Genomic DNA, 13,026 nt, shown 5'->3' with positions numbered 1-13,026 from the left:
TATGTAATTATATGACTTCACAGTATTCTAAATAAAAAATATAGAATTAGTTATAGATTATCATATATATAAGTATAGGACTAATTAAGGAGAGAAAGATATGAAAAAGAAGTTAATGAAATTAAAATCAAAATTGGATTATGGGTCATTGAAAAATGCTTATATCATAAAAGGTGATGAGATTACTAATGAAGATATTAATGCATTAATTGATAATTATTTTAATTGGATTTATGAAAATCTTATCAACAATACTATAGGTGAGCTACAAAACATAGTAGGAAATAATAAACTTGCGGAATTTAAAAAATCAAAGTTAAAATGGCTTATTAATTGGTACGGTAAAAAGGATGAAGAAATAAAAGACTATAAGATATACACTGAAATTAATGATGTAGATATTAACGGGAATATAATATACATTAATGTTATTTATGGAGAGGACTTAATATTAAAATCCAGTTCAGATATTGTTCAAAAGATTAGAAATCAAGAACATAAAATTTTAGCAAAAAATGTAGGAAGTAAATTAGTAATTATACATGATTACTATAATGATGAATTAGCAGATGAAATGTTTTTGGTATCTGATAGGGAATTTAAAACTAATAAAAAGGTTAAAAGTATTAATAAAAAATTGGAAAAGAAAACATTAGAGATTAATAAAAATATAAAGAAAATTGACAAGTTGGTAAAACAATATAAGAGGAATTTACACAATACTTTACAAATAAATAATATACAAGAAAGAAAATATCCAGGTTATGATGGCATTGCAGCTGCAAAATATGCTGTTAAATATGCAATAAATTATAATCCTGAATATCAAGATTATAATGGCAGAGGTGGAGATTGTACTAATTTTATTTCACAATGTATATATGCAGGAGGTATACCTACAGATAATGTATGGTATAAGGACAGTCATGCTTGGATAAGAGTTGTTGAATTAAGAAGTTGGTTACTAAAAAAAGGGTATGCAAGGGAATTAACTGTACAAGATAATGCTAAAAAAGGGGATTTAATTCAATTAAGAAATAGCGGAGGATACTGGTATCATAGTTTAATTGTAACCTATAAAAATTCAAGTAATGGAGAACTCTTTGTATCATGTCATACAGGGGATTATGTTAATAGGGCATTATCTACTTATACAACAGATAGAAGATATTTAATATTAACTAGTTAGAAATATTGTATTTGGCTAAATAAATTTTGAAAATTAATACTTATAAGTTTAGTGTATTAGTGATATTATAATATTTGTGGTATCATGTTCCAATTGTAATTAATTTATTTTATCCAAATTAGGAGGGGATAATCATGAAAAAATCATATATGATGATAATAATGATTTCAATACTATTTGGTGTAAAACTTATCTATAGTAATAGTGCAGAATCTATAATAAAAGAGTATTATAAGGTTATAGATAGTCAACAGGATGTAGGTAAATATAATAAATTAGTTATAGAAGATGAAAGGTTAAAAAATTTGGAGGGGATACCCGATATAGTTGAGAAGAGAGATATTTTAGAGTTAAAAAAACTAAATGTAAATGAACATCCTTTACTTGAAAAGGAATTAAATTATAAATATGCAGATGAAAAAGACAATGTGCGATATTATATGATAAAGTATGATATTAAATTTAAAGAAAATGTGGCTACACCTGTAGATTCAGGAATTTATTATGAAGTTATTACAGTAGTAAAACGTAAAAATAAATGGCTAGTAACCACCGATATTCGTAAAGCATCATTTCATAATGATAAGCTAACAATAGATAGTTAGAGAAAATTTATAGAAATCTATTAGATTAAAAGTTATAAGATTTACCAGGTGAGTTTAAATAGGAATATAGCTTAAGATATTGATTTATAAGGGCTTGGATGTTATTTTAAAATGTGATTTTTCAAAAATTAAATCGCCTGGTAAATTTTTATGGAAATGTTGAAGTATCAATGGTTTCATGGTATTCTTAATTTTAAGAAACCTTGATTTTACAGTGGTTGAACAATAACAAGAGTTGTATTTAAATTTAGCAAAAAAATTTAATAGTCTTGGCACAGGTACGTTGAACAATAACAAGAGTTGTATTTAAATCAACTAATGATAAAGTAGTAGTGTTTAACACTGCTGATAGTGAAATTTCAGAAATTATAACGGCAGCTATCCATGACTCTAGTGGCATAGGTTCAGAAGATACGAGTTCTTTAAAATTTATGATTTTAGAAGGGGATTGGAATAATAAAGAAATTCCACAATGCTTTGAAGGAATTAAGTCCGCAGGTGAAAGTGGTAAAATACAAGTTTTAAGTAGAGGTAAAAATTTATTTACTAAAGATAGTATTTATTATTTAAACGTAGTTACAGGTAAGACTATAAGGAATCCAAGTAAATTTGTTAGTTCTTCTATTGCAGTTAAACCCAACACAAGTTGTATGTAGTAGTATTAACGCACTAGAAGGAAATGTTGTAGATATTGAAAAAGAATTAAATGCTAAAGCTAATCAAGAATATTTTCATAAATTGGTTAAATTAGATAAACATGCAGATAGTATAATTAAGTTTATTTCTGAGCTTAATTGTACAGAATCCTTATCAAATGATGCGACATATATGTTAATGAATGACTTGGTTGAACGTATAAAGTTATGAAGTGATATTTCAAAAAAGACAAAAGATAGTTATAAACAAGCTGAATTTAATAATATTGTTGATAATACATTAACATTAATTGAGTTTTTGGATAAGGCAAACAATAACAATGTAGATTTATTTGTAGGCATACATTTTAACGCTTTAAATGGTAGTGCATATGGAACAGAAGTGTTTACTTATGGATGAAAGGAATTGCCAGAAGCTATTAGAGTATTAAATAATTTAGCAAATTGGGGTTATGCAAGTAGATGTAAGTTAGGTAATAATATACATATTAGAGATGGTTTTAGTATTTATATATTAAGAAACACGAAAATGAAGTCTATGCTTATGAAATGTTGTTTTTGTGATAATAAAGCAGACATGGCTAAATTTGATGCAGAGAAAATGTCAGGTGCAATTGTAAAAGGATTAGTAGATAAATTAGCAGAAAAGCCACAAACAAATACAAAAGATAATTTATATAGGGTTCAGGTAGGAGCTTTTAGAAATAAATAAAATGTAGAAAATTTAAAGGAAGCATTAAAAAAGAAAGGCTATGATGGATTTATAATAGAGTAAAAGAAAGAGGTAGTTCTTAGCTTAGGCTAGGAGCTATCTTTTTTAATTTACAAGCACTTCTACAATAATTTATCATATAGTTAATATATAGGGATTAGGTAAATAAAAATTTAGATTTTAAGCTTTTTTATTCACAAATCAATAAAATATGAATATTAATTAGAAGGGTTTTATTTAGCACAATAAATTATTATAATATCTAACCATAAAATAATAAATGAGTAATAGGGGGATAGAAATGAGAAGAAAAAATAAATTTGGAGTTATATTGTTTCTGATGATTATTATAACTGCTTTAAGTATAATTCTTAGTGACAGTAGAGGGAGTAGGCAGTTTATAAAATCACAGAAATCAGAAAATATGGCTTCTAAAAATGAGAAAAATAAGAAAAAGATTAAAAGTGAAAAATATAATGGGGAAATGGAATTTTATAATGGAGAAATAGAACATCTATTTTTTCATCCATTAATATTAGATAAGAAGGCAGCATTTACTGGCCCTAAGTGGCATACTGATAATATGGATAACTGGCTTGTTACTGTAGAAGAAAGTAAGAAAGTTATAAACTCACTGTACTCTAAAGGGTATATTTTAATAGATCCCAACAGTTTATATGAAGAGTATGAAAGTGATGGTAAAAAATTATTTAGAAAAAAGCCATTAAAAGTGCCAAAAGGAAAAAAACCATTAATTTTATCTATAGATGATTTGTCATATAATGAGGGTATGAGAAAAGCTACAGCACTTAAACTGATTTTAGATGAGAATGGAAATTTAGCTACCTACAGGAAAGATCAAAATGGAAAAGAAATTATAGGATATGATGAGATAGTTATGATTTTAGATCGATTTGTAAAAGAACATCCTGATTTTTCTTTAAATGGTGCAAAAGGTGTAATAGCATTAACTGGTTATGAAGGGGTTTTTGGTTATAGAACAAACTTAGATTCAAAAAATCGTGAAGAAGAAGCTAAGAAAGCAAAAGTTATAGCAAATAAACTTAAGGAAAATGGTTGGAAGTTTGCAAGCCATAGTTATGGGCATCTAGATAATGCTAAAATACCTTTTCAAACTTTAAAAAGAGATGCGGATAAGTGGGAACAACTGGTTAAACCTATTATAGGACATACGTCAATATATGTATATCCTCATGGAACGGCTATAAAAACTAATAGTGAAAAGTTTAAGTATTTACAATCAAAAGGGTTTAAAATATTTTATTCGGTAGATAGTTATTTAGGAGAAAGAATATCCGAGAATGATTTAGTAGTTGAAGGAGGAAGGATGCCTATAGATGGACTAAGTATGAGAAATAGGAGAGAAGCCTTTTTAAAGTTTTTTGATGCTAAAGAAGTTTTAGATTTAGAATCAAGACCTAAAAGATAAAAAACATATAAACTAATTTGTTACACACTAAGCTGTTAATTATTTATCTATAAACATGGGCACTTGCCAACTTAATATAATTAAATTAAATACAGTAACCCAAGAGTAAGAACAATTTTGTTTTTACTCTTTTTTATTATTGTAAAATGTCTAAAAATATTGAAAATTTACTTACACAGGAGAATCCACCAGAAGTTATAAATGAATCAAAATGTAAGAAATGTGCTTATTTTGAATATTGCTATATATAGGAGGAAATTATGGGGAGTACTAGATATATAACATCAGTAGGAGAGTTAAAAAGAAAAGATAATTCTTTATGTTTTAGAAAAAATAATAAAAATGTTTATATACCAGTGGAAAATACCAAAGAAATTTATTGTATGTAGGAGGTAAGTATAAATAGTAAACTTTTAGATTTCTTGTCACAAAACAATATAATAATGCATTTTTTTAATTATTATGAAGGGTATAGTGGAACATTTTATCCAAGAGAGTATTATAATAGTGGAAAACTACTTGTTAAACAAGTTGAAACTTATCAAAGTAGAAGACTAGAAGTTGCAAAAAGTATAGTGGAGGCTATTGGAGGTAATATATACGAGCTGTTATATCATTATTATAAACATGATAAAAAATCATAGCAAAATAAACTTGAAAAAAGCCAATGATATAAAACAAATAATGCAAGTGGAAGGGGAAACTTGGCAAAGATTTTATGGCGAATTTAAAAATATACTTCCAGAGGAATTCGTTATGAATAATAAAGTTTATGATGAAGAAATATTAGGAAATCCATACAGTTGTACAGGGGAAAACTTGATATTATAAATAAAAGTTTTACCAGGTGATTTTAAATAGGAATATGCTCTAATATATTGATTTATAAGGGTTTATATCCTATTTTGAAATGTAGTTTTTCAAAAGTTAAATCGCCTGGTAAATTTTTATGGAAATGTTGAAATATCAATGGTTTTATGGTATTCTTAATTTTAAGAAACCTTGATTTTACAGTGGTTGAACAATAACAAGAGTTGTATTTAAATTCATTCATAGCATTGTTAGCAAATTGTGTAGCATTCGTTGAACAATAACAAGAGTTGTATTTAAATTTTATCTTACCCCCAAATATAATCTTTAGTCGATGTTGAACAATAACAAGAGTTGTATTTAAATATGTTTTCACTATATTACCACTTCCTTTTATTTTGTTGAACAATAACAAGAGTTGTATTTAAATGCAAATTCTATTATTTTAAGTGATTTCTCTATATGTTGAACAATAACAAGAGTTGTATTTAAATAAAGGAATGTAATTTAAGTTCTAGAAGTGCAGCACGTTGAACAATAACAAGAGTTGTATTTAAAATATACATTAAAAAACCTTAGCCATGTCGTTTAAACCCATGATTATTCTGTTTAAACATCTTATTCTATGGTAATATAATAGGGTAAGGAGAGTGAAAGTTATATGAAAAAAAGATTTAATGTAACTGGAACCTGTATACCAGAAAGACACTATATGGTAGATATATCTAATAAACTAGATAGCATATTAAAATTAGTAAATAATGAAGAATATTTTATTATAAATAGACCAAGACAGTATGGGAAAACCACTACTTTATATTTGTTAGAGAAAAGACTAAATCATATGAAAGAATACTTGCCTATAAAAATAAGTTTTGAAGCTATAGATACAGAGGGATATAGTAAAGTTGAAAAATTTTTAAGTAGTATAATGATGCAAATAGTGAACTATTTTAGATTTTCAACCAATAAAGAAATGTATAAATTCATAAAAAATTGTGAAAATCAAATTACTAATATGAATGATTTTAATAGTTTTATAACAGATTTAGTTGAGTTTTCAGAAAAAAAAGTAGTTTTAATAATAGATGAAGTTGATAAAAGCAGTAATAATCAACTTTTTTTAGATTTTTTAGGAATGTTAAGAAGTAAATATTTATTAAGAAATGAAGGAAAAGATTATACTTTCCATAGTGTTATTTTAGCAGGAGTACATGATGTGAAAACCTTAAAATTAAAAATAAGACCAGATGAAGAACATAAGTATAACAGTCCATGGAACATAGCATCAGACTTTGATGTGGATATGAGCTTTTCAATAGATGAAATAAAGACCATGCTAGATGATTATGTGGAAAATAAAAAAGTTAACTTAGATAAAGAATACTTTGCAAAAAAGATTTATTTTTACACTTCGGGATATCCTTTTTTAGTAAGTAAACTTTGTAAAATAATAGATGAAAAGATAATGGTTGAAGATGAATTAAAATGGGAAAAAGAATACTTGGAATTGGCTGTAAAAGAACTTTTAAAAGAGAGCAATACTAACTTTGATAGTTTAATTAAAAATATAGAAAATAATAAAGAACTATCTCAAATAATAGATAATATTTTAATAAAAGGAACAAGAATAAATTTTAATATTCATAATCCAGATATAAATTTAGGTTATTTATATGGAATATTTAAAAATAATAAAGGAAATTTAGAAATAAATAATAGAATATACGAGCAACTTATATATGAATATAGAATATCAAAGATTCAAACAGCTTCTAATTTTTTAAACTACAATCTTAAAGAAAACTTTATAAAATGTAACGGAGACTTAGATATAACAAAGGTACTAATAAAATTCCAAGAATTTATGAAACATGAATATTCACAAAAGAGAGATGCCTTTTTAGAAGAAGATGGCAGATTAGTTTTCTTAGCTTTTTTAAGTCCCATTATAAATGGAGCAGGCTTTGCATTTAAAGAGGTACAGGGTGGAGAAGAAAAAAGATTTGATATAGTTATAACCTATAATGAAAAAATGTATATACTAGAACTTAAAATATGGAGAGGGGAAGAATATCACAAAAAAGGACTAAAACAGCTTGGGGAATACTTAAATCAGTACGGATTAGAAGAAGGTTATCTTTTAATATTTGATTTTAGAAAAGCTACAAATTTAATAGGTAAAACTGAAGAAACCCATGTAAATGCAGAAGATAATATTAAAAAGATAATAGAGGTTTATTGCTAAGATTAGTTATATAAAAAAGAAATAGAATAAAAAACTAAAAGCTCTCACATGATGGGAGCTTTTAGTTTTTTAACTTATAGTGTTATGTGATAAAATATAAATAAAAGTTTTCCCAGGTGACTTCAAATGGAAGTATAGCTTAGAGTGTTGATTTATAAGGGCTTACATACTATTTTTAAATGTAATTTTTCAAAAGTTAAATCGCCTGGTAAATTTTTATGGAAATGTTGAAATATCAATGGTTTTATTGTATTCTTAATTTTAAGAAACCTTGATTTTACAGTGGTTGAACCTTAACATAGGATGTATTTAAATTTAAAATATGAAGATGAAGAAATAACAGAGAAAGGTTGAACCTTAACATAGGATGTATTTAAATTTAAAATATGAAGATGAAGAAATAACAGAGAAAGGTTGAACCTTAACATAGGATGTATTTAAATGTGTTAACCCATACTCTACCTTCATTTCCACTTATGTTGAACCTTAACATAGGATGTATTTAAATCAAATAAGGTAAAATCTTTGGTTATTTGTGGTTAATGTTGAACCTTAACATAGGATGTATTTAAATAGGATTATTGGCAATACTAGTTATAATAGGAGATATCGTTAAACCTTAACATTATGTGTATTTAAAAATAGTTTAAATTGTAATAGTATACTTAACCATAACATGAGATGTTTAATAAAATAATATTATGGAAAAGAGATTTATATTTTAGATCTAATTATTAAATTCAATAGTATAAATTGTAATACTCTTAGAAATAATATATGTATAATCACAATAAAATAAATATAAAAAATAATGTTAATGTACTATTATGGAAACAAAATGATGGATAAAAATGAAGAAAAAATTAAAATTCTCTATTTCAGCAACTTATGAAGATTTAAAAGAAAAAGAAAGGATAGAAATTGATGATATCATTTATATAATTGAATTAGTTTCAGTTATTACATTAATTTTAAAAATCTTTCAATTCATAAATTAAAAGATATATTTTTTTTAAATCCTTTATACTATAGAAATATAATTAGTGTTATAATATGGAATAATATAAAATATTATGGTAAAATATATATTATAATGAAGATATAAGGAGGTGAAAAAGTGAAAATATATGAATTAACATTAAAGGTATTTTTACTTAAAGACATTAAAAGTGATGAAAGTTTAGAGAAAATATCAAATTTAATAGATAAGTCTTTATCTAAAGATGGCAAATTATTAGATTTTCACGAGAGGAACACTTATAAAAATTACACATTTAATTCACTTTACCCCATAGAAAAAGATAAAATCTATAATGAAGGAAAGATTTATTCTGTACAAATACGTACTGTAGATGAAAGTTTAATACAGTATTTTAAGAAGAATCTTACCAATGAATATACAGAATATATAAAAGCATTAACCTTAGAATGTAGAGTTATACCACAAAGATATATAGAAAAAATTTATTCTATAACTCCAGTTATTATAAAAACTGAAAAGGGGTATTGGAAAGGCAATTTGTCTTTAGGAGAGTTTGAAGAAAGAATAAAAAATAACCTTATAAAGAAATACAATAGTTTTTTTAACACTAAAATAGACGAAAGATTCACTCTATTTAGGACTATTAATTTAATAAATAATAAACCTATTTCCTGCAGTTATAAGGATATAAATATTTTAGGAGATAAAATAACTTTAATAATTGATGAAAATGAAATGGCACAAAAATTAGCATGTTTTTCTTTGGGTTCCGGAGTAGGAGAGATGAATGCTAGGGGATATGGATTTGTAAATTATAAATGGCTTTAAGGAGGTGAGAAAGTGTTAAAAGATGTTATAAGTATTTTTAAAAGAGAATATGAAAAAATAGGTGATAGATATGTAACGGAATCCTATATTCCTTCAGATGGTGAATATATAATAGTAGATACTTTTGAAAATGATTTTAAAATATTAGATAAAGTTATCATAAAAAAAGATAGAAAAACTCAAAAAATAGATGATTCCAATCAATATTTTCCTTTTATAAGAGAAGCTGATTATTTGAGTAGACTTTTAGATATGAATAAACCCATTGATCATAAAAAAATAATACATAGTAACAATTATTTAAGTTTTTTTATAAAAAAGGAAAATGTAAACAATGGAAAATTATCAGATGAGATTATAGATAGATACTATGAAATATTAAAAGATCCTTTAATTAAATATAAAAATACTAAAGCTGAAAAACTATACGAAGAAGTTGAAGAAGAACATGGAAAAGTTAATGAAAAACTTATAGATGAAATTAAAAATTGGATTAAAGAAAAGATTCATGATTTTGTAGATAAAGGTAGTAAGGAAAAAGAATATTTAAAGATATTTTTTAAATATGATTTAGATAAATATCGAAAAGAAAGTGAAAAATATATAAGCCCTAATTTATATAATAGCAATGATTATAACGTTAAAATAAAAGAGGAAATATATGGTCTCCCCAATGATAATATGGGTTTAAATTCAAAGAAACCCTACTTGGAGAATAAGACTAGAAAGTCTAAAGTGCCATATCTCATATCTAAGGAGGAAGTTCTAATTCAGAAAAAGTTTTTTGATTATTTAATGAATCAAGTAGCTATTGGCAAAAGCAATATTTATATAAATGAAAAAGGAATAAAGGGAATATCTAATAAAGAAACCTTAGGCGAAGATTTTACTGGATATTATTTAAGAATACAAAAGGGCAAGGAAGTTGAAATTCATAACTTTGATACTATAGTTAATTATAGAGCGAAAATAGAGCCTTTTAAATTAGAAAACGTTTTAGAACTTGAAAAGTCAGAACTAAATTATAATGTTTTTATATATGAAATTGGAAAGTTAAAAGATTTAATTGATAATGTGTTTTTCTATAAATTTTTAAGTGGAAACTTTTTTACGAAGGCCGAAGATTTAAATATTAATGATGCTACATTAAAAAGAAGTATTCTACTTTCAAGGGATACTTTATTTACTTGGTTTTACAAGGGAGTTGATAACAATACATGGAATAACCTAAATATTAGTAGTTTGAATTTAATAAAGGGTTCAATAAATAAAAGATACTTATTAAAAGCTGGTGAACAATTTAATTTAAGATGCTCATTAAAAAATTATTTTGAAGGAGGAATAAGCATGGCAGATGTTTTATTGGAAGTTAAAAATTCTTTAAGAGAAAAAATAAATAAAACTGTTAAAGAAAATAAAAACCATGAAGATGTCACTTTAGATAATGACAGAGAGTATTATTTTGCAGTAGGTCAATTAGCATATTATTTAATTTCCTTAAGTAAAAGTAAAAATAAATCTCATTCTCTAGTTAATCCAATTATTAATGCTAAAACAAATGAAAGAATAAAAGACGAAATTAGAAGATTATATACAAGGTATAATTATAGGATTGAATTTGGAAGCAAGAGAGTTGAAAGGCTATACAGTATGATTTCATCATATGTTCCAAAGGGAAAAATTAATGGAGATTTAATTATAGCAGGATTTCTTAAAAATAATTTAATTTATGAAAAATCAGAGGAGGAGTAAGTAAAATGGGAATGAATAAAAGAGTTTACGGTGTTTTAGGCATAGTTTCACGAATGAGCAATTGGAATGCTGATTTTACAGGATATCCAAAGACAACTTCTTCAGGAGATGTTTTTGGAAGTGATAAGGCTTTTAAATATCCAATGAAAAAAATGTGGGAAAATGGTGGAGAAAAGGTTTTATACATAAAATCTATAAAATTTCAGGAAAATAAAAAGAAGGAAAGAGAGCTTATTCCAAGAACCCTAAAAGAAAGATATGAGTATATATTTGATGTAGAAGACTTAAAGAAAAATAAGGATAGTGAAGAGGTTTTAAAAAATCTATTTACAGCAGTTGATGTTAAAAATTTTGGAGCAACCTTTGCAGAAGAAGGAAATAACATATCTATAACTGGTGCAGTTCAAATTGGTCAAGGTTTTAATAAGTATAAAGAGACGTACGCAGAAGAACAACAAATTCTATCACCTTTTAGAGATCCAAATCAAAAAGAAAAAAGTAAAGATGGTGAAGAAGCAAAATCATCTACATTAGGAACTAAAATAGTTAGTAATGAAGCTCATTATTTTTATCCCCTTACAGTGAATCCATCAGCATATAGCCAATTTGAAGAAATTGGGGTAACAAATGGATATACAGAAGAAGATTATGAGAAATTTAAAGAAACATCAATGATTGCAGCTACTTCTTTTAATACTAATTCAAAAATAGGTTGTGAAAATGAATTTGCTCTATTTGTAGAAACAAAAGAAGATTTATATTTGCCAGATTTATCTCAATATGTAGATTTTGAAAAAGTTGAAGATAAAAATATAATAATATTATCCTGTTCAGAACTTTTAAATAGCTTTGAAAATGAAATAGAAAATATAGAAATATATTATAATTCGTATACTACAGAAATAAAATCAGATGAAATAAAGAAAGCAAAGAAATTTAATATCTTCACTAAAAAAGAGGTATAAAATATGGATGCTTTAAAATTCAGTTTAAGTGGAAGGACAGCCTTTTTTAAAAAGCCTGATGTAAACAGTTTTTTCTATTTTACCTATGGAAATGTTCATAAAGTAGCCTTACTTGGAATATTAGGGGCCATTTGTGGATATGGCGGATATAATAGTCAGTGTTTAAATAAAGAACAAATATATCCTGAGTTTTATGAAAAACTTAAAGATATTAATATAGGTGTAGTTCCTAAAAATGAAAAAGGATATATAGACAAAAAGATTCAAGTATTTAATAACTCTGTAGGATATGCTTCAAAAGAATTAGGTGGAAATCTTATAGTTAAAGAACAATGGCTTGAAAATCCTAAGTGGGCTATATACATTCTAATGGATGAAAATGTACCAAAGGATTTAAAAGATAGATTATTAAATTTTAAATTTAAATATATACCTTATTTAGGCAAAAATGATCACATGGCTAATATTACAGATGTAGAATACCTAGAGAATATTGAGAAATTAGATAATACTAACAAGCTAGATAGTATATTTATAAAAGACAAATATGAAATTCAAAAGGAAAGTAAAAATTTTAATGATTTAAAGAATATAATTAAAAAATCAAGTAGTAAAATACAGGAATTTAAATATGAAGAAATGCTTCCAATATCATTAGAAGAAACCACTAATAAATACAATTTAGAAACTTTTATTTATACCAATTCAAATTTAAAACCTTTAGCGGATACAAAAACTTATAAATGTGGAGATAAGAATATATTTTTCTTTTAAATTAGGAGGGGAAACCCTCCATTAACTTAATTAAAATTAAAAATTTTGGAGGAAA

General features: G+C 25.4%; 15 protein-coding genes, 1 pseudogene and 2 CRISPR repeat arrays. All 16 genes and pseudogenes read left to right on the top strand.

Going from position 1 to position 13,026, the window contains the following annotated elements; genetic code table 11:
• Window positions 1–100: 100 nt before the first annotated feature.
• The 16 genes and pseudogenes from B5D21_RS06850 to cas5b all read left to right on the top strand — a co-directional run bounded on the left by B5D21_RS06850 (window position 101) and on the right by cas5b (window position 12,971).
• Complete coding sequence (locus B5D21_RS06850) at window positions 101–1,189, top strand: amidase domain-containing protein (protein WP_011099691.1); 1,089 nt, start codon at window positions 101–103, stop codon at window positions 1,187–1,189.
• 134 nt (window positions 1,190–1,323) lie between these two features.
• Window positions 1,324–1,794 carry a DUF4829 domain-containing protein gene (locus B5D21_RS06845; RefSeq protein WP_011099690.1) on the top strand — a complete coding sequence of 157 codons (471 nt, stop codon included), beginning with the start codon at window positions 1,324–1,326 and terminating at the stop codon, window positions 1,792–1,794.
• A 332-nt stretch (window positions 1,795–2,126) separates the two neighbouring features.
• Window positions 2,127–2,450, top strand: a complete 324-nt coding sequence (locus B5D21_RS06840) for a hypothetical protein (protein ID WP_035125170.1) — start codon at window positions 2,127–2,129, stop codon at window positions 2,448–2,450.
• Window positions 2,419–2,661, top strand: coding sequence for a hypothetical protein (locus B5D21_RS06835; protein ID WP_041744712.1), 243 nt, complete (start codon window positions 2,419–2,421; stop codon window positions 2,659–2,661). Before B5D21_RS06840 ends, B5D21_RS06835 begins: the two co-directional genes overlap by 32 nt.
• Before the next feature lie 54 nt (window positions 2,662–2,715).
• Window positions 2,716–3,123, top strand: a pseudogene (locus B5D21_RS06830) (N-acetylmuramoyl-L-alanine amidase); the annotation flags it as partial.
• A 340-nt stretch (window positions 3,124–3,463) separates the two neighbouring features.
• Complete coding sequence (locus B5D21_RS06825) at window positions 3,464–4,612, top strand: polysaccharide deacetylase family protein (protein ID WP_023438413.1); 1,149 nt, start codon at window positions 3,464–3,466, stop codon at window positions 4,610–4,612.
• A gap of 146 nt (window positions 4,613–4,758) precedes the next feature.
• The gene (locus tag B5D21_RS14385) at window positions 4,759–4,863 is read left to right on the top strand and encodes a Dna2/Cas4 domain-containing protein (RefSeq protein ID WP_078688084.1); all 105 of its coding nucleotides are present in this window, start codon (window positions 4,759–4,761) and stop codon (window positions 4,861–4,863) included.
• Between the two features lie 9 nt (window positions 4,864–4,872).
• Window positions 4,873–5,001 carry a hypothetical protein gene (locus B5D21_RS14460; protein WP_317729090.1) on the top strand — a complete coding sequence of 43 codons (129 nt, stop codon included), beginning with the start codon at window positions 4,873–4,875 and terminating at the stop codon, window positions 4,999–5,001.
• A 33-nt stretch (window positions 5,002–5,034) separates the two neighbouring features.
• A complete protein-coding gene (locus B5D21_RS14455; protein ID WP_052040347.1) occupies window positions 5,035–5,256 on the top strand; it encodes a CRISPR-associated endonuclease Cas1 in 222 nt (73 codons plus the stop codon).
• Entirely contained in the window at window positions 5,240–5,443 is a 204-nt protein-coding gene (locus B5D21_RS14450; RefSeq protein ID WP_052040348.1) for a CRISPR-associated endonuclease Cas1, read from the top strand. Before B5D21_RS14455 ends, B5D21_RS14450 begins: the two co-directional genes overlap by 17 nt.
• Before the next feature lie 185 nt (window positions 5,444–5,628).
• A CRISPR array of direct repeats spans window positions 5,629–5,981; the repeat unit is 30 nt; unit sequence GTTGAACAATAACAAGAGTTGTATTTAAAT.
• A gap of 102 nt (window positions 5,982–6,083) precedes the next feature.
• Entirely contained in the window at window positions 6,084–7,670 is a 1,587-nt protein-coding gene (locus B5D21_RS06810) for an AAA family ATPase (RefSeq protein ID WP_011099687.1), read from the top strand.
• Window positions 7,671–7,955: 285 nt separating this feature from the next.
• Window positions 7,956–8,311: a CRISPR direct-repeat array (repeat unit 30 nt; unit sequence GTTGAACCTTAACATAGGATGTATTTAAAT).
• Between the two features lie 210 nt (window positions 8,312–8,521).
• The gene (locus B5D21_RS14055) at window positions 8,522–8,668 is read left to right on the top strand and encodes a hypothetical protein (protein ID WP_155274218.1); all 147 of its coding nucleotides are present in this window, start codon (window positions 8,522–8,524) and stop codon (window positions 8,666–8,668) included.
• 119 nt (window positions 8,669–8,787) lie between these two features.
• Window positions 8,788–9,480, top strand: a complete 693-nt coding sequence (gene cas6 / locus B5D21_RS06805; protein WP_011099686.1) for a CRISPR-associated endoribonuclease Cas6 — start codon at window positions 8,788–8,790, stop codon at window positions 9,478–9,480.
• A gap of 12 nt (window positions 9,481–9,492) precedes the next feature.
• The gene (gene cas8b, locus B5D21_RS06800) at window positions 9,493–11,232 is read left to right on the top strand and encodes a type I-B CRISPR-associated protein Cas8b/Csh1 (protein ID WP_011099685.1); all 1,740 of its coding nucleotides are present in this window, start codon (window positions 9,493–9,495) and stop codon (window positions 11,230–11,232) included.
• Window positions 11,233–11,243: 11 nt separating this feature from the next.
• On the top strand, window positions 11,244–12,197 hold the full coding sequence (locus B5D21_RS06795; protein ID WP_035125273.1) for a type I CRISPR-associated protein Cas7: 954 nt from the start codon (window positions 11,244–11,246) through the stop codon (window positions 12,195–12,197).
• Between the two features lie 3 nt (window positions 12,198–12,200).
• Window positions 12,201–12,971, top strand: a complete 771-nt coding sequence (gene cas5b, locus B5D21_RS06790; protein WP_011099683.1) for a type I-B CRISPR-associated protein Cas5b — start codon at window positions 12,201–12,203, stop codon at window positions 12,969–12,971.
• Window positions 12,972–13,026: the final 55 nt, after the last annotated feature.

The organism is Clostridium tetani, from assembly GCF_900167265.1.
GTDB classification, from domain to species: Bacteria; Bacillota; Clostridia; order Clostridiales; family Clostridiaceae; genus Clostridium_G; species Clostridium_G tetani.
The sequence above is the reverse complement of the archived record's forward strand: the minus strand, read 5'-3'. Positions and strand labels throughout refer to the sequence as shown.